The following is a 23,479-nucleotide window of genomic DNA, read 5'->3' on the forward strand; positions in this document are numbered from 1 at the left end:
TACTCCTGTCCCGCTCGCCACGCCAACACCGTACGGAGGCATAATTTAGAGAATGTCCAAGGCGGCGGGAGGCTGTGATGGGAAGAGTTTATGGCCCCAACGATTTCGAAGAACCGGGCGAATTCTGTTCCGCCCTGGCGATCGGCGACTCGTGGTTCTGGTACCCGAATAACAATATCCTGCAGACCCTGGTGCGGCATCAGCACACGTCGGGGGACCACGCCAACATCCGCCGCGTCGGCTATAACGGCGCCCTGCTACAGGACTACATCGGCAGCGGGCGCTACGCCAAGGAAGTGCGGCATTGGCTGTCGCCCAACTTCAACGACGGCTTCTCCGAGTTCTATATCAGCGGGGCCGGCAATGATGCGGTCGATTACAAGCTCGCCCTCAAACCGAACTGCACTGGCATCACCACGCCAAGCGCTTGCATCGACCAGGCCGGCATGGATGAACTGCTGCGCAAAGTATCCGAAGCATTGGGCGCGCTGATTCACAATATCCGCTGGGCCTATCGCAACGACAGTTTGACGCGCCCCATCTTCATCCATGGTTATGACTACCCGACCCCGGACAATCGCGGCGCCGGCTTCGCTTCCGGCCCATGGCTGGCGCCGGCGATGGACGCCAAGTTCGTCGCACAGGATATGGCGCTGCGCTTCGGCATTATGAAAATCCTGATCGACCGCCTGAACGACGAAGTCTTCTCCCAGTTCGATTCGGACGACAACGAGATCTACCACATCGACAGCCGCGGCACGCTGAAGCACTTCCCTGACAACCACAAGACAGACTGGACTAACGAACTGCATCCGACCAGTGCTGGTTTCCGGAAGATCTTCGAACGGCACTGGCTGCCCGTGCTGGCCGAACACGGCATCGCGAAATGAAAAACGGCCCCGCAGGGCCGTTTCAGTGAAGCGCTTTGCAGCTTAAGCGTAGCTACGCAGGCGCAGGGAGAACTCCTGCAGCGACTTGATGCCCGACGCTTCCGCGCGCTCACACCAATCTTGCAGCTTATGCACCAGCTCATCGCGCGAGAAGTGCGAACGCTCCCACAGCACGCCCAGTTCCACGCGCATATTGTGCATGGTTTCCAGTGCCTTCGAGTGGCGGAACAGTTCCACCAGCTGCTGCTGTTGCGGTTCTGCCAGCTTGGCTGGCTCGCGCTGCAGCAGTTTGCGCGAGGACTTCAGGAAGCGCGATTCCAATTGCGCCTTGTCTTTCAGGTGTTCAAACTCTTCCTTCCAGGCCGACTTGACCGACTTGGCGTACTTGGCCATCACGTCGTAGCGGTTAGCGATCACGGACTGCAGGGTTTCGAAGTCTGCCTTCACTTTGGTGGTGTCGAACTTGGCCTTCGGCGGCATCTTCTTCACTTTGGCCAGGCCCACGATTTCCAGCGCGCGGATATAGCCCCAGCCGATGTCGAACTCATACCACTTGGACGACAGCTTGGCCGAAGTCGCATAGGTGTGATGGTTGTTGTGCAGCTCTTCGCCGCCGATGATGATGCCCCAAGGGATGATGTTGGTGGCTGCATCGGAGCAGTCGTAATTGCGGTAGCCCCACCAGTGGCCGATGCCGTTGATGATGCCGGCGGCGGTCACAGGAATCCACAGCATCTGCACCGCCCATACGGTAATGCCCTTGGCGCCGAACAGGATCACGTCCAGGATCAGCATCAGCGCCACGCCCTGCCAGGAAAAGCGGGTGTACAGGTTCTTTTCGATCCAGTCGTCCGGAGTGCCATGGCCGTACTTCTCCATGGTTTCCTTGTTCTTGGACTCAGCGCGGTACAGCTCGGCGCCCTGCCAGAACACGGTCTTGATGCCCTTGGTCACCGGGCTGTGCGGATCTTCTTCGGTATCGCACTTGGCGTGGTGCTTGCGGTGGATCGCAGCCCACTCCTTGGTCACCTGGCCGGTGGTCAGCCACAGCCAGAAGCGGAAGAAATGCGACGGGATCGCGTGCAGTTCCAATGCACGGTGCGCCTGGTGGCGATGCAGGAAGATCGTCACACTGGCGATAGTGATATGGGTCAGGATCAGCGTGACTGCTACCGTGCCCCAAACGCCCAGGCCGGTCACACCGTTACTGAAGAAATCAAGAACTGCACTTAAATCCATTACAACTCCAAGTGATTACGACGAATGCCGTCATTGTACGCGCATTCGATAGTGATTAGCGGAAGGTTGCCCTTCGGAACTGATTATTTTTTAGGCGACGGCGCCCGGCATAGCGCCCAGCACGCGCACCTCACGTTGCGGGAACGGTACAGATATCCCGTTTTCTTTCAAAGCCTTCCAGATTGCCCGATTGACATCGGAGGTCACGCCGCCACGGCCGTTTTCAGGATCGTTGATCCAGAAGGCCAGCGCCATTTCCAGGCCATCGGCGCCGAAGGCTTGCAGCATGCCGGATGGCGGTTTGTCCTTCATCACGCGCTCGATGGAGAGCGCGGCGTCTTCCATCAGCTTGATCACGAAGTCCACATCGCATTCGTAGCCGACGGTGACACGGGTGGTGATCACCACCGATTTATTGGTCAGCGAAGAATTCTGCACGGCGCCGGAAACCAGCATTTCGTTCGGCACGATGGCCTCCACACCGTCGGTACCTTGCAGCACGGTGTAGCGGGTGTTGATCTGGGTGACCTGGCCGCTGTATTTATCGACCGTGATCACATTGCCGATAGTCAGGCTGCGATCGAGCAGGATGATGAAGCCGGAGACATAGTTGCTGGCGATCTTCTGCAAACCAAGACCAAGGCCGACACCCAGTGCACCGCCAAATACGGACAGCACGGTCAGGTCGATCCCCACCAGCGCCAGCGAGCCCAGCACTGCCACCACGATCAGCAGCGCACGCACCACGCGCGCCAGCACCACGCGCAGGCTGGAGTGCATGGAAGGCACGTTCATCAGACGCTCTTCCAACGCAGCGCCGGCCCACAGCGCCAGCACCACCAGCAGCAGTACCGAGATCGCGCCCTGCACCACATCCGCAATGGAGATGCGCGGCTTACCGATCGGCAGCTTGGTGCTCTCCATGAAGTCGAAGATCTCGCGCCACAGGCCGGTGATGTACAGCACGAAGGCCAGCCACACCAGCAGCTGGAACACCTTCTCGAAGGTTTGCATGCCCTCGCCCATCACGCCATCGCGCACAAAGACGCGGCGCAGCAGGTAAAAGCCGAAACGGATCACGGCCAGCGAGCTGAAGATCGGCAGCGCCAGGCTGAACAGGTTGGTATGGTGCCAGCGGCCCAGGATCTTCTGCGACGTCCACAGCAGCACCACGATGGCCAGCGGACCGACGACGCGGCTGAAGCTCTCCACGCCAAAGCGCGCCACGCCGGTGCTGGCCTCATGCGACGCCACATTCCGGCGCAGGAAGCGCGACAAGGCCCAGCCCAGCAAGATAGACAGCGCAATCGCCCCCACCTGCCACACAAAACCCGGATCGCGCAGATCCCCCAACAAATCATTCAGCAAATTCGCCAGCGGCATCGTTCGAGACTCTCCTTAATGGTTCAGTCCGTGTCCCACCATGGGGTCACACCCCAAGTGGGACACGGGCCCAGCAGCGTTGCGCTCGAGCCCGTGTCTCGATTGGGGTGTGACCCCAAGGTGGGACACGGGCTCGGCTGTTACTCTTCGTCGGCGTCGGCCTTGGCGGCTTTGGCCATTGGCTTGCGTTCGAAGACGGCGGCGAAGAAGCCGTCGGTCTGGTGCTTGTGCGGCAGCAGCTTGAGGTAGTCGTCCATCTCAAGACCGGTGATCTTTTGCTCGGCCAGCACTTTGCTCATTGGCACCAGCTCGAAGTCCGGGTGGGTTTCGATGAACTGCTTGGCGACGGCGTCATTCTCTTCGTTCAGCAGCGAGCAGGTGGCGTACACCAGGCGGCCGCCGCCTTTTACCAGGCGGGCGGCGCCGTCCAGGATCGAGATCTGCTTCTCGTGCATTTCGGCGATCGCGCTTTCCGGCTGGCGCCATTTCACGTCGGGATTGCGGCGCAGCGTGCCCATGCCGGAGCATGGCGCGTCGACCAGCACGCGGTCGATCTTGCCGGCCAGGCGCTTGACCTTGGCATCCTTTTCGTGGGCGATGGCCACCGGGTGCACGTTGGACAGGCCGGAACGCGCCAGGCGCGGCTTCAGCTTGCTCAAGCGCTTTTCGGAGACGTCGAACGCATACAGGCGGCCGGTATTGCGCATCTGCGCGCCCAGCGCCAGCGTCTTGCCGCCAGCGCCGGCGCAGAAGTCCACCACCATCTCGCCGCGCTTGGCGCCGAGGATCTGGGCCAGCAGCTGGCTGCCTTCGTCCTGCACTTCAATCGCGCCGGATTTAAACAGCGGCAGATTCTGCAGCGCTGGCTTTTTCTTCAGGCGCAGGCCCAGCGGGGCGAAAGGCGTCGGCTCGGCAATGATCGGTGCCGTCGCCAGTTCGGCGATCACGGCGTCGCGGTCGGTCTTCATGGCGTTGACGCGCAGGTCCAGCGGCGCCGGGGTGTTCAGCGCATCGGCCAGCACCAGGGTTTCGTCTTCGCCGTATTGCTCGACCAGCTTGTCGAACAGCCACTTCGGCATATTCGCGCGCATCGACTTGTGCAGCAGCGAGCGGTCGATTTCCAGCTGGCGCTTGAGCCATTCGGATTCGTCTTCGCTCAGGCCCGGCAGCGCGTCGAAACCGACGGCATCGGCCATGCCCAGCAGCACCAGGCGGCGCATGGTGGCGCCGCCGGAGCCGGCTTCGGCGCGGTCGGTGAAGAAGGCTTTGTTACGCAGCACGCAGTAGACCGCTTCGGCAATGGCGCCGCGCTCGCGGCCGCCCAGCTTCGGGTGCGATTTGAAGAAGTGCGACAGGACGGTGTCGGCCGGCGCGGTGAAGCGCATGATTTCACGCAGCACGTTTTCCGCGTTGGTGAGGACGTATGGAGGCAAACGCATGATGTTCTTTCTTATTTAGTTGCGGTCAATATTGACCTTGCCATCCTCGACCTGCAAACGGCCTTCGACGAACCAGCGGATAGCACGCGGGTACATAACCCATTCCTGTTCCAGCACACGCGCCGCCAGCACATCGGCGGTGTCGCCCGGCAGGACCGGTACGGACACCTGGTCCACCAGCGGTCCATGGTCCAGCTCGGCGGTCACGAAGTGCACGGTGGCGCCGTGCGTGGTTGCGCCCGATGCCAGCGCCTGCTCGTGCGTGTGCAGTCCTGGGAACAGCGGCAGCAGCGATGGGTGGATATTCAGCATGCGGTTTTCGTAATGCTGCACGAAACCCGGCGTCAAAATGCGCATGAAGCCGGCCAGCACGACCAGGTCGGGGCTGAAGCCGTCAATGACTTCCTGCAGCGCAGCATCGAATGCTTCGCGGCTTGGGTAATCCTTGTTGCTGACTACTGCGGTCGGGATGCCGTGCTGGGCAGCGAATTCGAGCCCTTTGGCGTCCGCCTTATTGCTGATGACGGCGGCGATGCGCGCTGGCCATTGTTCGGCCTTTGCTGCACGGACCACCGCTTCCATATTGCTTCCGCGTCCGGAAATGAGGATGACGATGTTTTTCATGGCCGCCATTGTACCTGCTCAGGCGAGCCAAGGCGACATTATGCTGCGGCGCAGCAAGCAATGCAAGAGGGATTTAAGGCTTACTCGAAGGAGTAGAAGACGCGGAACGGGACTTTCTTTTCGGCCCAGTAATCGGCCGCATCGCGGAATACATCGAGCAGGCACTCGCGGGCTTCGCGGTCAAACTTTTGTGTATTTGGCAATTGCTCGAGAACGATCAGGAAACCGGGCTGCTCGCCTGCCTTGGCCATCGTTTCAGTCAGGGTTTCACGCAGGGTGTCGAAATTCTTGCTGTGCGGCTTAGGAATATGGAAAGACTCGCCAATAATGCCCAGGACTTGCTGTTTGGTCAGGCCGGCATGGCAATGCGCATATAAGAAGTGCTGCCCCAGGCGCGCTGCCTCGTCCTGCAGCTCTGCCACGCGAAAAGCGCGAATAGACTGGACTAAATTAGGCGGCACAGTTATCAACAAACTCATCTTTCCCTCAAATCGACCTATCAAATACAAGCCGCAGGCGGGTCAATGCGCCGGGGCCGGAGCTTTCGTTTCTCCCTGTCAATCTGATTCCACGCCATAAGGGTAACGTGTTGTACTCTATGAATCAACCCGAAAGTGAGTCCTAACGCAAGTTTTGTTAAAAACTTACCATATTAACCCAAAAGCATGGGGTTACATTTTGTTGCCTTACTTCCCCCAAGGATACAGACGCCGGCGTTACTATTAAGACGTGCAATTCCTATTTATCCAAAGCGAACTGCCAAAAATCAGAAAACGAGGTAAACAAAATGAACGCCAAAACTAAATTGCTTTTTGCAGCCCTGAGCCTCGGCACTCTGCCGCTGGCACAAGCGACCGATTTTGAAGACTATGGCCGCGTTACCCGCGTCACCCCGGTGACCGAGCAGATCAACCGTCCGCGCCAGGAGTGCCGTACCGAGTACGTACAGGTGCAGCAGCCGGCCGAGCGCAGCCCGGGCGGCGCGATCCTGGGCGGCGTGCTGGGCGCCGTGGTCGGCAGCCAGGTTGGCTCCGGCAGCGGTAAGACCGCCGCCACCGCCGCCGGCGCCATTGCCGGCGCCGTGATCGGCGACCGCAGCGCCAATGCCAACGTACAGCCGGGCGCGGTGCAGGAACAGGCCGTCAAGCAGTGCCGCATGGTGGATGCCTACGAAACCCGTACCACCGGCTATAACGTGGAGTACGACTATCGCGGCCGCGTTTATACCAACTTCATGAGCTACGACCCGGGCCAGCGCATCCGCCTGCGGGTTTCGGTCGAGCCGATGCACAATTAAGTCGGCCGAATAACGCAAACCCGGGACGGAACAGGTTTTCCCCTAGCGGAAAACCTGTTCCGTCCCGGTTTTGCGTTTTTCGTTTGTGCGCTTGCTGGGAAGCAAGGATAATGCCGCTATGCTGATCAAACGTAAATCCATCGAAAAAGAAGAGTCTTCGCGCCCGGCCTCCAAGCCTGCCACGCGCAAGCCGAAGTTCGCCCCCGTCACCCTGTCCGAGCTGGACGGCGTGCGCTACCTGCATTTCGGCACCGAGTGGGTGCAGGGCGCCATGCGCATCCGCAAGCCGGACTGGCCGGAGCTGGAATACGCCCAGCAGATGATGGCCTGGATGCTGTGGAACGACGCGCCGCGCCACATCGCGCAACTGGGCCTCGGCACGGGCGCGCTGACCAAATTCTCGTACAAGACCTTCCCCGAAGCGCAAGTCACCGCCATCGAGCTCAATCCCTCGGTAATCAGCATCTGCTACTCCATGTTCAAGCTGCCCGATAACGACGGCCGCCTGAACGTGGTGGAAATGGATGCAATGGATTACGTCACCAACCCGGACAACCATGGCACCCTGGACGCGCTGCAGGCCGACCTGTACGACGCCACCGCGCGCGGCCCGGTGCTTGATACGCCCGAGTTCTACCAGGCCTGCGCCGCCTGCCTGGCGGACGATGGCATCATGACCATCAACCTGTTCGGCGACCACCCAAGCTATGCCAAGAACCTGAAGGCGATGAAGTTCGCCTTCGCCCAGGTGATCCCGCTGCCGCAGGTGCATGACGGGAACGTGGTGGCGATCGCCTTCAAGACACGCCGCGCAATCGACCTGGAAGCATTGGCCGAACGCGCCGCGCAGATCGCCGCCGATACCAAATTGCCCGCCAAGTCCTGGATCAAGGGACTGAAAGCCGCACTCGCATAAGGTCCCACATGGCAAAAGCTCTCGATCTTCAAGTTATCTTCACCTGGCTGCTGGCTGATGGAATGGTCGAGAAAGCCGAAGTCAAAGCGCATTACGCGCAAGCCCAGGGCATCATGCGCAACACCCCGGGCTCGATGCATCCCCTCAGCGCCGTGGCGCACTGCAAATTGGTTTCGCTCACCAGCGGCAAGCTGCTGACACTGGACGCGCTGACCGAATGGGTGGCGCAGCGTTCGCGCCTGCCCTTCTACCGCATCGATCCGCTGAAGATCGACTTCACCAAGGTGGCGGACGTGATGTCGGCCAGCTATGCGGCGCGCTTCAATATCCTGCCGGTGGAGATCACGCTGGATACTTTGACGGTGGCAACCGCCGATCCCTTCGCGCTGGAATGGGAGGCGGAGATCGCCAAGGTGTCGCGCCGCATCATCAAGCGCGTGATTTCTAACCCGCTCGATATTTCGCAGTACACCTCGCAGTTCTTCTCGCTGGCCAAGTCGATCAAGATCGCCAACAAGAACACCGGCCAGGATCTCGCGCTGCGCAATAACTTCGAGCAGCTGGTCGAGATGGGCAAGACCAACAAGACGGTCGATGCCAATGACCAGCACGTGGTCAATATCGTCGACTGGCTGTGGCAGTACGCCTTCGAGCAGCGTGCGTCGGACATCCACCTGGAGCCCAAGCGAGACCTCGGCACCATCCGCTTCCGCATCGACGGCGTGCTGCACCAGGTCTACCAGGTGCCGGCGGTGGTGATGATCGCCATGACGGCGCGCATCAAGCTGCTGGGCCGCATGGACGTGATCGAGAAGCGCCGCCCGCAGGATGGCCGCATCAAGACCCGCACCGCCGGCGGGCAGGAAATCGAGCTGCGTTTGTCTACCCTGCCGACCGCCTTCGGCGAGAAGCTGGTGATGCGTATCTTCGATCCGGACGTAGTGGTGAAGACGCTACCCGAGCTGGGCTTCCCGCCGGAAGACGCGGCGCGCTGGGATGCGTTGACCAACCGCCCGCACGGCATCATCCTCGTCACCGGTCCGACCGGCTCGGGCAAGACCACCACGCTGTACACCACGCTGAAGGCGCTGGCGACGCCGGAGGTCAACGTCTGCACGGTGGAAGACCCGATCGAGATGGTGGAAGCCTCGTTCAACCAGATGCAGGTGCAGCCCGGCATCGACCTCACCTTCGCCGACGGCGTGCGCGCGCTGATGCGCCAGGACCCGGACATCATCATGGTCGGCGAGATCCGCGACCTGGAGACGGCGGAAATGGCGATCCAGGCCGCGCTGACCGGCCACCTGGTGCTGTCCACCCTGCATACCAACGACGCGCCGTCCGCCGTGATGCGCTTGCTGGAGCTGGGCGTACCCTACTACATGCTGGAAGCGACCATGATCGGCATCATGGCGCAGCGTCTGGTGCGCACCCTGTGCGAGGACTGCAAGGAAGCCGGCGGCGAGATCGCCGACGATATCTGGCAGGGCCTGAGCAGCGGCTGGGATATCCCCAAGCCGGAGCAGGTTTACCGCCCGGTGGGCTGCCCGGAGTGCCGCCAGACCGGCTTCCGCGGCCGAACCGGCATTTACGAGCTGCTCACCACCAGCGAAGCCTTCAACGCCCTGGTGGAGGAGGAAACCGATATCAACGCCCTGCGCAAGCAGGCGGTGGCCGAAGGCATGAAGCCGCTGCGCATCGCCGGCGCCCTCAAGGTACGCGACGGCGTCACCACGGCGGAGGAAGTGCTCAAAGTCACCGCCTTGGGGTGATGTAAAAACCCACTTGGCAAATGCCGGGAACCTTGTATATAATACGGCCTCTTTCGGGTCGTTAGCTCAGTTGGTAGAGCAGCGGACTTTTAATCCGTTGGTCGCAGGTTCGAGCCCCGCACGGCCTACCAGAATGAACGGAAAAGCCTCGTCTTCGGACGAGGCTTTTTTGTTTCCGTTTTCATTTCCCCCCTCGCCGTTCATCCCTGATTTTTGCCGTTCGTCACGGCTTGCGAGCGTTCGTATCGGCGCGCTGGCGGACGAATGGCGCGCCCCGTAGCCTGCATGCTGTGTCCCACTCTTTGGAAACAGCCATGCTCTCGCTTCGCCACCTGAACAAAACCTATGCCAACGGCGTCCACGCCAGCAACGACATCAGCCTTGATATCCCGACCGGCCTGTTTGGCCTGCTGGGACCCAATGGCGCCGGCAAGTCGACCCTGATGCGCACCATCGCCACCTTGCAGGAGCCGGACAGCGGCTCCATTCATCTGGACGGCGTCGATGTGCTGCGCGATCCGCAGGCGCTGCGCCGCAAGCTCGGTTACCTGCCGCAGGATTTTGGTGTCTACCCCAAGGTCAGCGCACTTGAATTACTGGACCACTTCGCCATCCTCAAAGGCCTGGTGCAGCGCGGCGAGCGCAAGGAAATGGTGGAAGCGCTGCTGCAGCAGACCAACCTGTGGGATGCGCGTAAGCGTGCCGTGGCCAGCTATTCGGGCGGCATGCGCCAGCGCTTCGGCATCGCCCAGGCGTTGCTGGGCGCGCCGCGCCTGGTGATTGTGGACGAGCCGACCGCCGGCCTCGACCCCGATGAACGCAACCGCTTCCTCAACCTGCTGGCCCGCGTCAGCGAGCAAGTGATCGTCATCCTGTCCACCCACATCGTGGAAGACGTGACGGACCTGTGCACGCGCATGGCGGTGATCGGCAAGGGTCGTGTGCTGGTGGAGGGCGAGCCGAAAGCGGCCATCGCCACCCTGCGCGGCCGCATTTGGCGCGGCGCGGTCAACGATGCGCAATTGCCGGAGCTGCAGCAGCGCTTCACCGTGCTGTCCTCGCGCCTGGTGGGTGGCAAGCCGCAAATCAATATCTATGCGGACAGCCAGCCGGATTCGGGCTTCAGCCAGGTGGAACCCGGCCTGGAGGACGTCTACTTCCTGCAACTGCGCGCTGCCGCCTGAGGATCGCATCATGTGGAAATCATTCTTCACGTTCGACTTGCGCTACCACTTGCGCCAGCCACTGCTCTGGCTTAGCACCCTGCCCCTGGTGCTGCTGGCCTTCATGTCCGCCGGCAGCGACACCGCCCGCATTGGCGGCTCAATCGGCAATGCGCACCTGAATGCGCCGGTGGTGATCGCCAACCAGGTGGGCGTATTGAGCATCATGGCACTGTTCCTGGTGACCTTCTTCGTGGCGGGCGCGCTGCTGCGCGATAACGAGGCCGGCATCGCCGACCTGCTGTTCGCCACGCCGATGCGCAAGGCCGACTACCTGCTGGGCCGCTTCCTGGCCGGCTTCTCGGTTTGCCTGCTGGTGTTCGCGCTGATCACGGTTGCCATGATGGCTGGCGCACAAATGCCTGGCATCGATCCGGCGCGTGTCGGGCCATTCTCGTTCCAGCCTTATGCCTGGGCTTTCCTGGTCTATGCCGCGCCCAACTTGCTGTTCGTATCGGCGCTGCTCATGCTGCTGGCGGCCACCACGCGTTCCATGATGATGGTGTACGTGGGCGTGCTGGGCTTCATTTCGCTGTGGGGTATCGCCGGCTTTCTCGGCGGACGGGCGGACAGTGCGGCGCTGGCTGTGCTACTCGACCCGTTCGGCGTGCGCGTTCTGGCGCAAGCCACGCGCTATTTCACCAGCGCGGATACCAATGCGCACCTGCCGGCATTGGAAGGCGCATTGCTCGCGAACCGCGTACTGTGGAGCGGCCTGGCGCTGGGCATGTTCGGCCTGACCCTGCTGCTGTTCAAGCCTGTCCGTGCAGGCACCGGCCGTGCGTGGCGCTTGTTCCGCAGCGCCGCGCCGGCGGCATCGGCATCCGCCGCCTTTGCCGCGCGTACTTTGCCGCGCAAGCTGCCGCGCTTCGGTGGCCTGGCCGCATGGCAGCAAGCGGCCAGCCTGCTGCGCGCCGACACCCGCGCCATCCTGCGCAGCCTGCCCTTCCTGGTCATGCTGTTGCTGGCCCTGGCAAACTTCTTCGCCAACTATACGATTGGCGGCATGCGCTTCGACAGCGTGCCCTATCCGCTCACCCGCCTGATGCTGGAGGAGCTGGCCGGCGGCATGAACGATATGCTGGTCATCGTACTGCTGTTCTTCGCCGGTGAACTGGTGCACCGCGACCGCCAGACACGTATCGATGGCCTGACCCGCGCGTTGCCGGTGCCGGCCTGGGCGCCGCTGCTGGCCAAATGCGGCGCATTGGCTGCCGTGGTGCTGGCCTTCCTGCTGGTGGGCGTGGCAGCTGCCATCGGCATCCAGCTGGTGGTGGGCGGCGCACCGATCGAGCTCGGGCTCTACGTCCAGGGCACGCTGATCGCCTCGGCCTATTTCCTGCTGCTGGCAATGGCCCTGCTGGCCCTGCAACTGGCGACCGGCAACAAGTTCGCCGGCTACGCACTGGGCATCGCCCTGCTGGCATCCGGCCCGCTCCTGCGCGGCATGGGCATCGACCATCCGCTGGCGGTCTTCGCCGCACTGCCATCGCTGCGCTACTCGGATATGAACGGCTACGGCCACTACCTGGCCGGCTGGTCCTGGTTCGTGGTGTACTGGGCCCTGCTGGCGGCAGCCCTGCTGTGCGCAACACAGGCGCGTGCCGCCCGTGCTGCCCGCGCGGCCTGCATGCTGTGCCTGGCCGCCGCCGGCGCCAGCGGCAGCTGGATCTACCACAACACCAACACCCTCAACCAGTACCGGTCAAGCCAGGCCTGGCTCGACTACCGCGCCGGATACGAGAAGGCCTACCGCCAGGACATGAATCTGCCGATGCCAAGCCTGACCGCCATCCGCGCCGACGTCGACATCTACCCTGCCACCCAGGCGCTGCGCATCCGCGGCCACTACGTCCTGCAGAACAAGACACAGGCCGCGCTGCAGGTGCTGCGCATCCAGACCGACCTGCGCGGCGCCACGCGGTTCTACGGCCTGCCGGCGGGCCGCATGGTGCGCGACGACAAGCAGTACGGCGTGATGGACTGGAAGCTGGAGCAGCCACTGGCGCCCGGCGCACGCCTTGAGCTCGACTTCACCGTCGAGGTGGCGCGCAAGGGCTTCAGCGCCGACGGCAAGCCGGAACTGGTCAGCGAGAATGGTACCGCCTTCGCCTTCGAGGACTATTTCCCGAAATTCGGCTACAACCAATCGATGGAGCTGGATGACAACAAGGCGCGCAAGGAGCGCGGTCTGGGCCCAGCCCACCGCATGCCCAAGCTGGAAGAGCGCCAGGCGCAGTCGAAGAACTACTGGAAGCTGTTTGGCATCGATGCCGACATGGTCGACTTCGAAACCACCGTCTCGACCAGCGCCGACCAGGTGGCCCTGGCGCCTGGCGCGTTGCAGAAAAGCTGGCAAAAGGATGGCCGCAACTTCTACCACTACAAGATGGATCGCCCGGCCCTGCCATTCTTCGGCTATTTGTCGGCGCGCTGGCAAGTCAAGCGCGACCAATGGCGCGGCATACCGATCGAGGTCTACTACGACGCCCGCCACGCCTATAACGTCGAGCGCATGATCGCCGGCGCCAAGGATGCGCTGCAGTACTACACCAGCAACTTCGGCCCTTATCCCTTCGGCCAGGTGCGCATTGCCGAAACGCCGCTGTATACCAGCTATGCGCGCGCCTTCCCGACCTTGACGCCATTCTCCGAATCGCTCGGCTTCATCAGCGATTTGCGCGACCAGACCGCCGCCGACCACGTGTACTACGTCACGGCGCATGAGCTGGCGCACCAGTGGTGGGGCGACCAGGCCATCGCGGCCAATATGCAGGGCGGCGGCCTGGTGACGGAATCGCTGGCCGAGTATTCCGCGCTGATGGTCATGGAGCAGCGCCACGGCGCCGATAAGGTGCGCAGCATCCTGCGCTTCGACCTGGACGAATACCTGCGCGGCCGCGCCGCCGAAGGCGCGGAGGAGCAGCCGCTGGTGCGCAACGAGAGCCAGACCTACCTGCAGTACCGCAAGGCCAGCCTGGCGTTCTACCGCCTGCGCGATGCCATTGGCGAGGCGGCGCTGAACCGCGCCATCAGGCGCTTCCTGGAGGCGACGCGCTACCGCAGCACACCATATACCACCGCCGCTGAACTGCTGGAATTCATCCGCGCAGAGACTCCGGCCGCCAGCCAGGCGCTGGTGACGGACCTGTTCGAACGCATCGTGTTCTACGACAACCGCATCACTGCGGCGCAAGCCAGCCGGCGTGCGGACGGACGTTGGGATGTGGAAGTAGCGCTACGCCTGGCGAAGACCGAGGCCGCCGGCCAGGGCAAGGAAACGGCGCGTGCTTACGACGAGCCGGTGGAGGTGGCCGTATTTGCGGGACAGCGCCAGCTGCAATCGGCGCGGCACACGCTGCCTTCAGGCGAATCGCGGCTGGTGCTGACGGTGGCCGAGCGGCCGACCGAAGTAGCGCTCGATCCGCGCCAGCTGCTGATCGACCGCGTGCCGGGCGATAACCGCAAGGCCGTCGAAGTCGCCAATTAAAGGCGTTTGAGCTGCTTGAACTGGACTGCGCGGCGACGCGACATGTCCACGTTCAAGCCGCCTTCCAAAGTCAACACCAGGCCGCCCGCTTGCGAAGGCCCGACCTCGCGCACGAAACGCAGGTTGACGATATGGCGACGGTTCACGCGCATGAAATGCTGCGGATCGAGGCGTTCCTCCAGCTGGCTCAGTGAACGAAGCAGCAGCGGACGGTTGTTGTCGAAGTAGACCCGCGTGTAGTTCCCCTCCGATTCAAACAGTACGATCTGCTCCAGGTCGACGAACCAGCAACGCTCACCGTCCTGCATGAAGACCTTGCCGTCGTTGGATTTGGACGGCCGCGGCCCCATCTCCGGGCTGCGCTTTTGCAGCGCCTGTGCCAGGCGCGGCGCTTCGATAGGCTTGAGCAGGTAGTCGATCGCGTTGGCATCGAAAGCCTTCAGCGCGAACTGGTCGTGCGCGGTGGTGAAGATGACGGCCGGCGCCTGCTCCAGCGCGGCCAGCAGGTCAAAGCCGCTGCCATCGGGCATCTGGATATCCAGGAACACCAGGTCGGGCGCCATGGCGCGGATGGCATGCAGGCCATCCGCCACACAGGCCGCTTCGGCCACCACATCCACTTCAGGGTAGGCGTCGAGCAGGCGGCGCAGCTCATTGCGGGCCAAGCGTTCGTCATCAATGATCGCGACTCTCATGCTGCCGCCTCCGGTAAGGTAAGGGTGGCCAGGACCCAGCCCTCTTGTTCGGCGAGCACGCAGCCGGCACGTGGCCCGCATTGCAGCGCCAGCCGTCGCACCGCGTTGGCCAATCCCAGACGGGTGGAGGTGCTGTCGGCCGCCAGGCGGCCCTGATTGCGCACTTCGACGCGCACCAGGCCATCGCCAGCGCGGCGCGCGCTGATCTGCACCTGGCACGGCGCCACCATGCGCTCGACACCGTGCTTGACCGCGTTTTCCACCAGGGTTTGCACCACCATCGGCGGCAGCGGCGTGGCAGCCAGCTCCGGATCGACGTCGATCGACACCGCCAGGCGCTCATCGAAACGCAGCTTTTCGATGCCGAGGTAGGCGCTGACGGCAGCCAGCTCTTCCGCCAATGTGATGGTGCCGGCCTGCCCGGCCTGCAGACGCTGGCGCATCATGCCGGCCAGTTGGCCCAGCGCGTGCGCCGCAGCCTGCGCGTCGTCATAGACCAGGGAGCGTATGCTGTTCAGGCTATTGAAGAAGAAATGCGGGTTGACCTGGAATTGCAAGGCGCGCAGCTCGGCGTCCTTGGCGTTGACCTCCAGCTCCAGGCGCGCGAGTTCGGCCTGCTGCGCGCGCCGCCGCGAAAGCGCTACCGCATAGCACAAGGTCCAGCCGGAAAAAACCAGGAACCACATCACCAGCAGCAGCGCGTAGTCGGCCAGGCCGGTATCGGGATCGCGCACCAGCGCGCCGTTGCGGAACAGGATGTCGGCCAGCAGCAGGCAGCCGGTCTGCAACGCCGCCAGCACGGACAAGCCTGCCAGCAGGCGTCCGAACGGCAACTCGGGCGCGGACAACCAGGCGCCGCGCTTCAGGCGCCAGCGCCACAAGTGGGATAAGCCGAAGCCAGTCACCATGCAAAAGGTCTTGGCCATCGCGAACTGCATGGCCACCTTGAAATTGCTTTGCGAGGAAGACAGCAGGGCAATGGCCGTCATGCCGCCCCACCCCGCCAGTTGGCAAAGCCAGTAATCGCGCTGCGTTGAATGATCCTGCATGGTCCTGTCGAGGGAAGTTCAATCCTGCGGAATGGTAGCAGCAGGCTTGCAAATTTACTACCACCCCAAGGACAGTAAGCTACTTCTCCTCATACCCATAGCGCTTGTAGATCTGCTGCACGCCCCCTTCCAGCTGCAGCTGGCGCAAAGCTTCATTCAGGCGCGCGATGGTTTCGTCCGGCACGTCCCGGCTGCAGCCCAGGTATAAATCCACGTCGGTATAGCGCAGCACAACTTCCATATCCTCGTAGCCCAGGCCTTTCAGGATCGCCATGCCGGGGTGGCGCGCCACCGACCACAGCTCGATGCGCCCGCTGCGCAGCTTTTGCGGATTCAGCACGTCGGCGCCCGCCGTCTCGACATTGTGGCCGCGCTCGCGCAGGTAGGTCTCGGACATGTCGCCGATATACGTGCCGATCTTGCGGCCGCGCGCATCGTCCAGGCTTTGCAGGCGGACCTGGTCGGACTTGCGGGCAAACAGCACCCACTCCGCCCTGGCGAGCGGGCCAACCCATTTATACAGTTTTTCCCGCTCGGGAACGCGGGCGGCGGAGAACAGGCATGTGCGCGGGCCATTCGCCGCCCGCTTCAATGCGCGCGCCCACGGCACCAGTTCCGGCCCGTCGGTACCGATGCCGACCCGCTGGAACAATATCCCGACAATGTCGGTGGCGATCCCTGACGCCACGCCCTCTTTGGAAATGATGTAAGGAGCAAACTCCTTGGTGACCAGTGAAACCGGCGCCTGCGACGGGGCCTGGGCCATGGCGCCCGTGGCCGACATCAGCATCGATAGAATCAAGCTTCGCATACGCCTCCCTACGCCATTATGGTAATAGGAGGTTCTGCCAAGTTCAATCAACTACTCACGCGTCTACCTAAAGAACAACAGACGGCCATCGGCCGTGGCGGCGATCAATTGTCCTTCATGCCAGACCGGCGTCGCAATGAAGGCGCCCAGCCGTTTCACATGCTCCAGCGAGGCGTGTATGGAGTGCGGACCTTCGAACATGCGCTTGCTGTCGAATTTGCCGGTCTTGGGCTCCAGCAGGCCAAAATCATCGGCCTGGCTTTCAGGCGTGCGCCATGACCACTGCGGCTTGCCGGTCGCCGCTTCGAGCGCGAACAGCTCACCGCGCATGCTGGCGCCATAGACAACACCGCCTGCCAGGACCGGCGTGGCGTAAGTCCATACCTTGGTGTCGTGCTCGAACACGGCCTGGCCGGTGCGCTTATCCAGGCCGACCAGCAAGTTGGTGTCGGAGGTACCGAAATACACATGGCGCGCATCGGTGACTGCGCCGGAAATGATCCACGAGCCTTTACCGTCGTAACGCCATTTCATTTTGCCGCTTGCCAGGTCGAGCGCATAAAAGTGCGCGTCGCGCGAACCGATATACACAGTGTCCTCGTCCACCAGCGGTGCGGACTGCACGCCAAACAGGGTGCTGGTTTCCTGTTCGGTCTCGGTCTGGTAGCGCCACAGCTGCTTGCCGCTGGCGGCGTCCAATGCGTACACCGCGCCGTCCCAGCTGCCGAACAGCAGCATCTTGCCCGCCACAGTTGGCGCGCTGTGGATCATGCCGCCGCTTTTGAACGCCCACTGCACGGCGCCGGTGCGCGCATCGAGCGCATACAGGCGCTCGTCGGAGCTGCCGACATACACACGGCCGCCTGCGACAACAGGTGACGAGAGCCAGAAGTCCCATGGATCGCGTGTCGGCGCTGCCTGCTTCGGCATGCCGTACAAGCCGTGCGCTGCAAAGCGCGCTTCGCCTAGTGTCGAGAATTCCCAGCGGCGCTCGCCGGTGGCGGCGTCCACCGCATGCAGCCGGCCGTCGCGCGCCAGCGCGTACACCAGGCCGTCGGCCACCGCCGGTGTCGACGCCACACCGGCGCCGGCATGGTAAAGCCATGCCAGCTTGCGGCCAGCGAGGTTGAAGGCGTACAGGTTGCCGTCCTCCGCGCCGATATACAGCCTGCCCTGCGCAACAACAGGGCTGGACACCGTCTGTGTACGCAGCTCGATCGTCTCCACCAGTTTGGGCGGCGGCGCCGCAAAGGCGCACGGGACGGCAAGCAGCAAGGCAAACAATACGGCGGTAACGCGCATCGGCAATCTCCTTATGTTTAGCGCCGTCCGTTGCGGCGGCCGAAACCGCCTTGCTGGCGGCGGCGGTTGGCGGCGTTCTGGTCTTGCAGGATCGAGTCCACCCGGGCCGACGCGGAGCGCGACAGCTCGAGCGCCTGCGCCACGTCGGGGAAGTAGTCGGGCACGCGGTAGCCCAGCCAGGCGTAGGCTGAATACAGGCGGCTGGCGTCTTCGGCTTCCTGCAGGTTCATCCAGTGCAAGGGGTTCTGTTCCGGGTGCAGGTGGGTCACGCGCTGGCGCGACAGCGAGACGCACCAGTGCTCCCAGGCCTTCTGCAGCGTCACCACGTTGGACGACACGGGCACCAGCGACAGCGTGAATTTATCGGCCACCGACAAGGGCAGCGTATCGAGCCACTCGGCGCGCTCGAACTGTTCCTCGGTGATGCGCGGGAAGAAGAAGCCGTCCGGCACGTCGATATTGTGGACAAAGCGCTTCAGCAGCCGCGCCAGCGAGTTCTCGCCGGTGACGGAGGCGATGCGGTGCAGGTGCTCCAGCGTCGGCGCCACGGCAAAGCCGGTGGCCTTCAGCGGCGGCAGCTTTTCCTTGAGCAGGGAACGCATCACATTGTGCGTCTCGTCGTCGTAGCCGGCCACATGGCCTTCCTCATGTACGCCATAGCGCCCCGCCCTGCCCGCGATCTGGCGCGCCAGCGCGGCCGGGATTTCCTCTTCCTCGTAGCCGTTGTACTTGACGGTGGTGGTCATCACCACGCGCTGGATCGGCAGGTTCAGGCCCATGGCGATGGCATCGGTGCCGACCACCACATCGGCATGGCCGTCGCGGAAACGCTGCGCCTGCGCGCGCCGCACTTCGGGCGACAGGTTGCCGTACACGGTGGCCACCGACAGGCCGGCCTCGGTCACCATGTCGCGCCACATCAGCACTTCGCGGCGCGAGAAGGCGATCACCGCATCGCCCTTGCGCAGCGATTTCAGCTTGCGCACGGCGGATGGTTCCATCGACAGCGGCGCCTTGCGCTTCAGGATGTGGACTTCGATCGGACACTCCAGGCGCTCGGCCAGCGCCTCCACCGCGCGGCGCGCTTCGGCGGCGCCCACCAGGTAGACCGTGCGCGCCGGGGCGCCGCAGACGGCGGCGGTCCAGGCGGCGCCGCGGTCGCGGTCGGACAGCATCTGGATCTCGTCGATCACGGCCACTTCGACCGGGGTGCGCGTGTCCAGCATCTCCACCGTGCTGGCCACGTGGGTTGCGCCTTCTTCGATGCGGCGCTCTTCGCCGGTGATCAGGCTCACCTTCAGGTCCGGATCGGCCGCTTGCAGGCGTTCATAGTTTTCCAGCGCCAGCAGGCGCAAAGGCGCGAGGTAGACGCCGCTGCGGGCCTTGGCCAGCGCTTCCATGGCCTTGTGGGTCTTGCCGGAATTGGTCGGGCCCAGCACGGCGATGAACTTGCGCGGCAGGCGGCGCGCCACTTCGAAGGTGGCGGGATATTCGGCCAGGTTGATACTCTGGCGCGTGCGTTCGGCGTGGCGTTCCTCGCGGTGGCGCTCCACCGCATGCTCCAGGCGCTGGCGGATACGGTCGAATACCAGGCCGGCGGGCTCGGAGGTCTGCATGTCTTCCAGCGCATGCAGGAAATCCATGGGGGCCATGCCGTAGTCGTCGCACTCTTCGCGCAGCTCAGCGGCAAAGGCCGTCACATCGGCATGCAGGGCCGCCTGCGCCGCTTCGTCGCCGCGTTCGAGCAACAGCGCTACGCGTCCTTCGCGGTCCAGCTTGCGCCACTTGGATGGCTTGGCCAGCACGCCTTGCTGCGGCACCAGGTCGTATGGGATATCCAGGCCGTCCAGCTGCACGCTGCCGCTGAAGCGCAGGAAAACACGGCCTTCCTGCTTTGCCAGCTGGATGCCGCGCGCCGCAAGGCCCAGCTCATTTATCAGTTGTTCGTCGTCGTCAAAGTCGGTCATGGCGAGGCGATTATAGCGCCTTGACGGCGCCCGCCGTGCGGCGCACACTTGAGCAAATCACTGTCCAGCCGGAGCCTCCAAATGGCTGTCCGCTGCCGCTGCACCCTGCTGCTGGCACTGTGCCTGGCGTTGCCGGCACAGGCGGAAGTGTTGCGCATTGTCGCGGGCATGATTCCCGGTTTTTGCGAGGCCAAGGATACGGCGGCGGGCGGCGTGAGCGGCGTAAGTTGCGTCTTGGTGGCCGAAATGGCACGCCGGGTTGGTTACAAGCGGCCGATTGACCTGATGCCCCAGGCCCGCTCCATCGAAACCGCGCGCGCCGGCCCCATGGTCCTGCTGCCGCTGGGCCGCAACGACAGCCGTGAAACCCTGTTCCAATGGCATATCAAACTGCTGGAAGACGATGTGGTGCTGGTGGCGCGCCAGGATTCCGGCATCGATATCAGCTCGGTGAATGCGGTGCGGGACAAGCCGGTCGGCGGCCTGCGCGGCGGCATGGCCTTCGACATCGCCGAACGTGAAGGCTTGCACCGGCTGGAGGCGGTAGCCGAGGAAAGGCTGAACGCGCGCAAGCTGGCGATCGGACGTATTTCGGTCTGGGTCGGCGTGTGGAATACCATCAAGCGCGCCCAGGCTTCGGAAAACCTGCCGGTATCGGCGCTGAAGCGCGGCGTCGTACTGCGCCGTGCGGAAATCCATCTGGCGGCGTCGCATGACGTGCCGCTGAGCGAGCTGGCGCGCTGGAAAGCTGCGCTGGATTCAATGAAAGCCGACGGCACCTATCGCCGCATCCTGGCCGACTACGACTACGAGCTGCCGCGCTAGGCGCTAGGTCCAGATGCGGTAGATCCAGTAGGTTTCATCCTCCAGGCCGCGCCGCAGGATTTCAGCTGGACTCAGGCCGGAGATCTCGCGTGCTTCGCGGCTCATATGGGACTGGTCGGAATAGCCGCCCAGCTGCGCCGCGTCTCCCAGCGGAATCTTGCCGTCGCGCGCCGCGAGAAAGGTTTGTTCGGCGCGGTAAGTGCGGCGCAGGCGGCGCAGCGGCTGCCCGGCCCATTCGCGTATGCGGCGTTCGACCATGCGCGCGCTGCGGCCGATGCCGGCGGCGGCGGCTTGCGCGCCGAGCCGGTGCACCCAGTCGCCCACCACGCCGTCGAAGGCGCCGCCGGCGCGGGCGGCACGCCAGCGCGGTTCAAGGAAGTCTTCGAGCATCGCGACGCGCGCCTGGTCGTCCCCGGCGGCAACCATATGCGCGGCAAGCCCGCACCAGTCCGCGCCCAGCACCTCCTCCAGCGGCACGAACCGGTCGACGATGCTGTTCATGTCCAGCCCCGCCAGTCGGTGCAGCGCGTCGGGGAAGAACAGCACCATCATGAAATGGGTCGCCCCCGGATTGCCGGTCGCAGTAGGCCGCGTCTGGCCGCCCGACAGCAGCGCGCCGCCCTGCGGGCACACCATCTCGGGCGCCCATGGATCGACCATCACCGATTCGCCGCGCAATTGCAGGAACAGCGTAGGGAAAGGCGTCGCAGGGTAGCGGTTCAGGCGCTGCTCGGCGGACAGGTCGCAAGCCATCGTGCTGCGCACCACAATGCCGCGCACGCAGGAGGCGAGCGACAGGCGCGGTACGATGAATTGACTGGTTGGCAACATGGCGGCCATTGTAGCGCGATGTCGCAAATGTTCAAGACCGGGGCGCGGGGCCGGCGCATACTGGGCCCATGGATACCGCGACTACCCCAGACCGCGGCGCGCTGCGCCGCCTGTGCGACCTGCCCGGCCCGGCCGGCCTGCCCTTGATCGGCAATGCGCTGCAGCTGCCGCCCCGCAAAGTCCACGCGGCGGTGGAAGCGATGGCGCTGCGCCATGGCCCGCTGTTCCGGCTGCGCGTCGGACGCCAGCAGGCGCTGGTGGTGGCCGATGCGGCGCTGGTCAGCGCGGTGCTGCGCGACCGCCCCGACGGCTTCCGCCGGCCCGACGTGACCGCGCATGCGTCCGATGAACTGGGCGGTGAACGCGGCGTGTTCCTGGCGGAAGGTACGGCCTGGCGCAACCAGCGCAAGATGGTGATGCAAGCCTTTGCGCCGCATGCGATCAAGGCGTATTTCCCGCTGCTGGCCCGGGTCGGCAAGCGGCTGCAGGCGCGCTGGGCCGAGGCGGCGCAAGCCGGTGCGCCTGTCGCGCTGAATGCGGACCTGAAGCGCTTCACTGTGGATGTGGTGGCCGGCCTGGCCTTCGGCGAGGAAGTCAACACCATCGAGCATGGGGACGATGTGGTGCAGCAGCAGCTGGAGCTGATCATGCAGGGCGTTGCGCGCCGTTCCCTGCTGCCGCTGCCCTACTGGCGCTACGTCAAGCTGCCTTTCGACCGCAGGCTGGAAACGGCCGTGCGCGACCTGCGCCAAGCGACCGACGACTTCATCGCCAAGGCGCGGCAGCGCATGCAGGACGATCCCGCGCGTGCGCAGCACCCGCCCAATATGCTGGAGGCCATGCTGGCCGCGGCCGACCAGGACGGCAGCGGTATCAACCATGCGGCGGTGGTAGGCAATGTCAGCACCATGCTGCTGGCGGGCGAAGACACGACCTCCAGCGCGCTGGCGTGGCTGATCTGGCTGCTGTCGCGCCATCCGGCGCTGCTGCGGCGCGCGCAGGAAGAGGTGCGGCGCATCGCGCCCGATGCAGACGCCTTCACGATCGAGCAGATGGACCAGCTGGACTTTATCGATGCGTGCGCGCACGAAGCGATGCGGCTCAAGCCGCCCGCCCCTTTCATCCCGCTGCAGGCGAACCGCGACTGCGTGGTGGGCGATGTGCAGGTGCCGAAGGATGGCATCGTGTGGTGCGTGATGCGGCACCACGGAGTGGAAGATTTCGATCCACAGCGCTGGCTGGATGGCGGCCCGGCGCGGCAGTCGGCCATGCCGTTCGGCTCCGGCCCGCGCCTGTGCCCTGGGCGCTATCTGTCGCTGCTGGAAATCAAGGTGGCCATGGCTTGCCTGCTGGGGCGCTTCGAGCTGCTTTCAGTGGAAGGCGACAGCGAGGAATACCATGGCTTCGTCATGTCGCCTGGCGCTTTGACGATGCGGCTTTCGCCAGCAGCTGGATAGTCAGGGCGAACACGAAGGCGGCTGCAAACGACAAGGCTACCGGCTGCGCGCGCAGCAACAGCGTGACGGCCAGGCAGAACGCCGCGAAGGCAAAGTAGCCGAGCATGGTGCCGCGCAGCAGCTGCACGGCGCTGGCGCGGCCCGACTGCACGTGCGTGAAGCCGACCAGCACGGTGCCCATGACGGGGAACATGGCCAGGAAGCCGCTCAGGCGTGCTCCCAGTCCGGCCGCGGCGGCGCTGACCGACATCACCAGCACGGCGCCCGCC

19 protein-coding genes, 1 tRNA gene and 1 pseudogene are annotated in these 23,479 nt (G+C 63.9%); 9 read left to right on the forward strand and 12 right to left on the reverse strand.

Annotation, left to right across the window (positions count from 1 at the left end):
• The first annotated feature begins 77 nt into the window (after nucleotides 1-77).
• Nucleotides 78-890 carry a hypothetical protein gene (locus AAHE99_RS21090; protein ID WP_342119326.1) on the forward strand — a complete coding sequence of 271 codons (813 nt, stop codon included), beginning with the start codon at nucleotides 78-80 and terminating at the stop codon, nucleotides 888-890.
• Between the two features lie 42 nt (nucleotides 891-932).
• Here the strand turns inward: AAHE99_RS21090 and AAHE99_RS21095 are convergent, their stop codons facing one another.
• The 5 genes from AAHE99_RS21095 to AAHE99_RS21115 all read right to left on the reverse strand — a co-directional run bounded on the left by AAHE99_RS21095 (nucleotide 933) and on the right by AAHE99_RS21115 (nucleotide 6,054).
• On the reverse strand, nucleotides 933-2,129 hold the full coding sequence (locus AAHE99_RS21095) for a DesA family fatty acid desaturase (protein ID WP_342119327.1): 1,197 nt from the start codon (nucleotides 2,127-2,129) through the stop codon (nucleotides 933-935).
• 90 nt (nucleotides 2,130-2,219) lie between these two features.
• On the reverse strand, nucleotides 2,220-3,512 hold the full coding sequence (locus AAHE99_RS21100) for a mechanosensitive ion channel family protein (RefSeq protein WP_342119328.1): 1,293 nt from the start codon (nucleotides 3,510-3,512) through the stop codon (nucleotides 2,220-2,222).
• A 140-nt stretch (nucleotides 3,513-3,652) separates the two neighbouring features.
• Entirely contained in the window at nucleotides 3,653-4,951 is a 1,299-nt protein-coding gene (locus tag AAHE99_RS21105) for an RsmB/NOP family class I SAM-dependent RNA methyltransferase (RefSeq protein WP_342119329.1), read from the reverse strand.
• A gap of 15 nt (nucleotides 4,952-4,966) precedes the next feature.
• Nucleotides 4,967-5,575: a phosphoribosylglycinamide formyltransferase gene (gene purN, locus AAHE99_RS21110; RefSeq protein WP_342119330.1), complete on the reverse strand. Its 609-nt coding sequence runs from the start codon at nucleotides 5,573-5,575 to the stop codon at nucleotides 4,967-4,969.
• A gap of 80 nt (nucleotides 5,576-5,655) precedes the next feature.
• Nucleotides 5,656-6,054, reverse strand: a complete 399-nt coding sequence (locus AAHE99_RS21115) for a barstar family protein (RefSeq protein WP_342119331.1) — start codon at nucleotides 6,052-6,054, stop codon at nucleotides 5,656-5,658.
• A gap of 308 nt (nucleotides 6,055-6,362) precedes the next feature.
• Here AAHE99_RS21115 and AAHE99_RS21120 point away from each other — a divergent pair, with 308 nt between their 5' ends.
• The 6 genes from AAHE99_RS21120 to AAHE99_RS21145 all read left to right on the forward strand — a co-directional run bounded on the left by AAHE99_RS21120 (nucleotide 6,363) and on the right by AAHE99_RS21145 (nucleotide 14,273).
• Nucleotides 6,363-6,872 carry a glycine zipper 2TM domain-containing protein gene (locus AAHE99_RS21120; RefSeq protein WP_342119332.1) on the forward strand — a complete coding sequence of 170 codons (510 nt, stop codon included), beginning with the start codon at nucleotides 6,363-6,365 and terminating at the stop codon, nucleotides 6,870-6,872.
• A gap of 118 nt (nucleotides 6,873-6,990) precedes the next feature.
• On the forward strand, nucleotides 6,991-7,788 hold the full coding sequence (locus AAHE99_RS21125) for a spermine/spermidine synthase domain-containing protein (RefSeq protein ID WP_342119333.1): 798 nt from the start codon (nucleotides 6,991-6,993) through the stop codon (nucleotides 7,786-7,788).
• Nucleotides 7,789-7,796: 8 nt separating this feature from the next.
• Complete coding sequence (locus AAHE99_RS21130) at nucleotides 7,797-9,560, forward strand: GspE/PulE family protein (protein WP_342119334.1); 1,764 nt, start codon at nucleotides 7,797-7,799, stop codon at nucleotides 9,558-9,560.
• Nucleotides 9,561-9,615: 55 nt separating this feature from the next.
• A tRNA-Lys gene (locus tag AAHE99_RS21135) sits at nucleotides 9,616-9,691 on the forward strand.
• A 183-nt stretch (nucleotides 9,692-9,874) separates the two neighbouring features.
• Nucleotides 9,875-10,744 (forward strand): ABC transporter ATP-binding protein, encoded by an 870-nt coding sequence (locus tag AAHE99_RS21140; RefSeq protein WP_342119335.1) that lies wholly within the window; start codon nucleotides 9,875-9,877, stop codon nucleotides 10,742-10,744.
• Between the two features lie 10 nt (nucleotides 10,745-10,754).
• Nucleotides 10,755-14,273, forward strand: a complete 3,519-nt coding sequence (locus AAHE99_RS21145) for an ABC transporter permease/M1 family aminopeptidase (protein WP_342119336.1) — start codon at nucleotides 10,755-10,757, stop codon at nucleotides 14,271-14,273.
• Here the strand turns inward: AAHE99_RS21145 and AAHE99_RS21150 are convergent.
• The 5 genes from AAHE99_RS21150 to AAHE99_RS21170 form a co-directional block, all read right to left on the reverse strand.
• Nucleotides 14,270-14,968 (reverse strand): LytR/AlgR family response regulator transcription factor, encoded by a 699-nt coding sequence (locus AAHE99_RS21150; RefSeq protein WP_342119337.1) that lies wholly within the window; start codon nucleotides 14,966-14,968, stop codon nucleotides 14,270-14,272. The genes AAHE99_RS21145 and AAHE99_RS21150 overlap by 4 nt on opposite strands.
• Nucleotides 14,965-16,017 (reverse strand): sensor histidine kinase, encoded by a 1,053-nt coding sequence (locus tag AAHE99_RS21155; RefSeq protein WP_342119338.1) that lies wholly within the window; start codon nucleotides 16,015-16,017, stop codon nucleotides 14,965-14,967. The genes AAHE99_RS21150 and AAHE99_RS21155 overlap by 4 nt, the downstream gene beginning before the upstream one ends.
• 79 nt (nucleotides 16,018-16,096) lie before the next feature.
• On the reverse strand, nucleotides 16,097-16,828 hold the full coding sequence (locus AAHE99_RS21160) for a substrate-binding periplasmic protein (protein WP_342119339.1): 732 nt from the start codon (nucleotides 16,826-16,828) through the stop codon (nucleotides 16,097-16,099).
• Between the two features lie 63 nt (nucleotides 16,829-16,891).
• The gene (locus AAHE99_RS21165; protein ID WP_342119340.1) at nucleotides 16,892-18,130 is read right to left on the reverse strand and encodes an outer membrane protein assembly factor BamB family protein; all 1,239 of its coding nucleotides are present in this window, start codon (nucleotides 18,128-18,130) and stop codon (nucleotides 16,892-16,894) included.
• A 17-nt stretch (nucleotides 18,131-18,147) separates the two neighbouring features.
• Nucleotides 18,148-20,097 carry a helicase-related protein gene (locus AAHE99_RS21170; protein WP_342119341.1) on the reverse strand — a complete coding sequence of 650 codons (1,950 nt, stop codon included), beginning with the start codon at nucleotides 20,095-20,097 and terminating at the stop codon, nucleotides 18,148-18,150.
• 81 nt (nucleotides 20,098-20,178) lie between these two features.
• Here AAHE99_RS21170 and AAHE99_RS21175 point away from each other — a divergent pair, with 81 nt between their 5' ends.
• Entirely contained in the window at nucleotides 20,179-20,922 is a 744-nt protein-coding gene (locus tag AAHE99_RS21175) for a substrate-binding periplasmic protein (protein ID WP_342119342.1), read from the forward strand.
• A 3-nt stretch (nucleotides 20,923-20,925) separates the two neighbouring features.
• Here the strand turns inward: AAHE99_RS21175 and AAHE99_RS21180 are convergent, their stop codons facing one another.
• The gene (locus AAHE99_RS21180; RefSeq protein WP_342119343.1) at nucleotides 20,926-21,753 is read right to left on the reverse strand and encodes a helix-turn-helix domain-containing protein; all 828 of its coding nucleotides are present in this window, start codon (nucleotides 21,751-21,753) and stop codon (nucleotides 20,926-20,928) included.
• Between the two features lie 68 nt (nucleotides 21,754-21,821).
• On the opposite strand from AAHE99_RS21180, the gene AAHE99_RS21185 reads away from it, so the two are divergent.
• Nucleotides 21,822-23,210 (forward strand): cytochrome P450, encoded by a 1,389-nt coding sequence (locus AAHE99_RS21185; protein WP_342119344.1) that lies wholly within the window; start codon nucleotides 21,822-21,824, stop codon nucleotides 23,208-23,210.
• On the opposite strand, the pseudogene AAHE99_RS21190 reads toward AAHE99_RS21185, so the two are convergent.
• A pseudogene (locus tag AAHE99_RS21190) lies at nucleotides 23,161-23,479 on the reverse strand (hypothetical protein); the annotation flags it as partial. The gene AAHE99_RS21185 and the pseudogene AAHE99_RS21190 overlap by 50 nt on opposite strands.

Origin of the sequence: Pseudoduganella sp. OTU4001 (assembly GCF_038440195.1) — a bacterium.
Taxonomy (GTDB): domain Bacteria; phylum Pseudomonadota; class Gammaproteobacteria; order Burkholderiales; family Burkholderiaceae_D; genus Rugamonas.

What these genes read in the sequence shown, in the direction of transcription:
- AAHE99_RS21090 (WP_342119326.1), top strand. Translation starts at nt 78, where the DNA reads ATGGGAAGAGTTTATGGCCCCAACGATTTCGAAGAACCGGGCGAATTC.
- AAHE99_RS21095 (WP_342119327.1), bottom strand. Translation starts at nt 2,129, where the DNA reads ATGGATTTAAGTGCAGTTCTTGATTTCTTCAGTAACGGTGTGACCGGC.
- AAHE99_RS21100 (WP_342119328.1), bottom strand. Translation starts at nt 3,512, where the DNA reads ATGCCGCTGGCGAATTTGCTGAATGATTTGTTGGGGGATCTGCGCGAT.
- AAHE99_RS21105 (WP_342119329.1), bottom strand. Translation starts at nt 4,951, where the DNA reads ATGCGTTTGCCTCCATACGTCCTCACCAACGCGGAAAACGTGCTGCGT.
- purN (WP_342119330.1), bottom strand. Translation starts at nt 5,575, where the DNA reads ATGAAAAACATCGTCATCCTCATTTCCGGACGCGGAAGCAATATGGAA.
- AAHE99_RS21115 (WP_342119331.1), bottom strand. Translation starts at nt 6,054, where the DNA reads ATGAGTTTGTTGATAACTGTGCCGCCTAATTTAGTCCAGTCTATTCGC.
- AAHE99_RS21120 (WP_342119332.1), top strand. Translation starts at nt 6,363, where the DNA reads ATGAACGCCAAAACTAAATTGCTTTTTGCAGCCCTGAGCCTCGGCACT.
- AAHE99_RS21125 (WP_342119333.1), top strand. Translation starts at nt 6,991, where the DNA reads ATGCTGATCAAACGTAAATCCATCGAAAAAGAAGAGTCTTCGCGCCCG.
- AAHE99_RS21130 (WP_342119334.1), top strand. Translation starts at nt 7,797, where the DNA reads ATGGCAAAAGCTCTCGATCTTCAAGTTATCTTCACCTGGCTGCTGGCT.
- AAHE99_RS21140 (WP_342119335.1), top strand. Translation starts at nt 9,875, where the DNA reads ATGCTCTCGCTTCGCCACCTGAACAAAACCTATGCCAACGGCGTCCAC.
- AAHE99_RS21145 (WP_342119336.1), top strand. Translation starts at nt 10,755, where the DNA reads ATGTGGAAATCATTCTTCACGTTCGACTTGCGCTACCACTTGCGCCAG.
- AAHE99_RS21150 (WP_342119337.1), bottom strand. Translation starts at nt 14,968, where the DNA reads ATGAGAGTCGCGATCATTGATGACGAACGCTTGGCCCGCAATGAGCTG.
- AAHE99_RS21155 (WP_342119338.1), bottom strand. Translation starts at nt 16,017, where the DNA reads ATGCAGGATCATTCAACGCAGCGCGATTACTGGCTTTGCCAACTGGCG.
- AAHE99_RS21160 (WP_342119339.1), bottom strand. Translation starts at nt 16,828, where the DNA reads ATGCGAAGCTTGATTCTATCGATGCTGATGTCGGCCACGGGCGCCATG.
- AAHE99_RS21165 (WP_342119340.1), bottom strand. Translation starts at nt 18,130, where the DNA reads ATGCGCGTTACCGCCGTATTGTTTGCCTTGCTGCTTGCCGTCCCGTGC.
- AAHE99_RS21170 (WP_342119341.1), bottom strand. Translation starts at nt 20,097, where the DNA reads ATGACCGACTTTGACGACGACGAACAACTGATAAATGAGCTGGGCCTT.
- AAHE99_RS21175 (WP_342119342.1), top strand. Translation starts at nt 20,179, where the DNA reads ATGGCTGTCCGCTGCCGCTGCACCCTGCTGCTGGCACTGTGCCTGGCG.
- AAHE99_RS21180 (WP_342119343.1), bottom strand. Translation starts at nt 21,753, where the DNA reads ATGTTGCCAACCAGTCAATTCATCGTACCGCGCCTGTCGCTCGCCTCC.
- AAHE99_RS21185 (WP_342119344.1), top strand. Translation starts at nt 21,822, where the DNA reads ATGGATACCGCGACTACCCCAGACCGCGGCGCGCTGCGCCGCCTGTGC.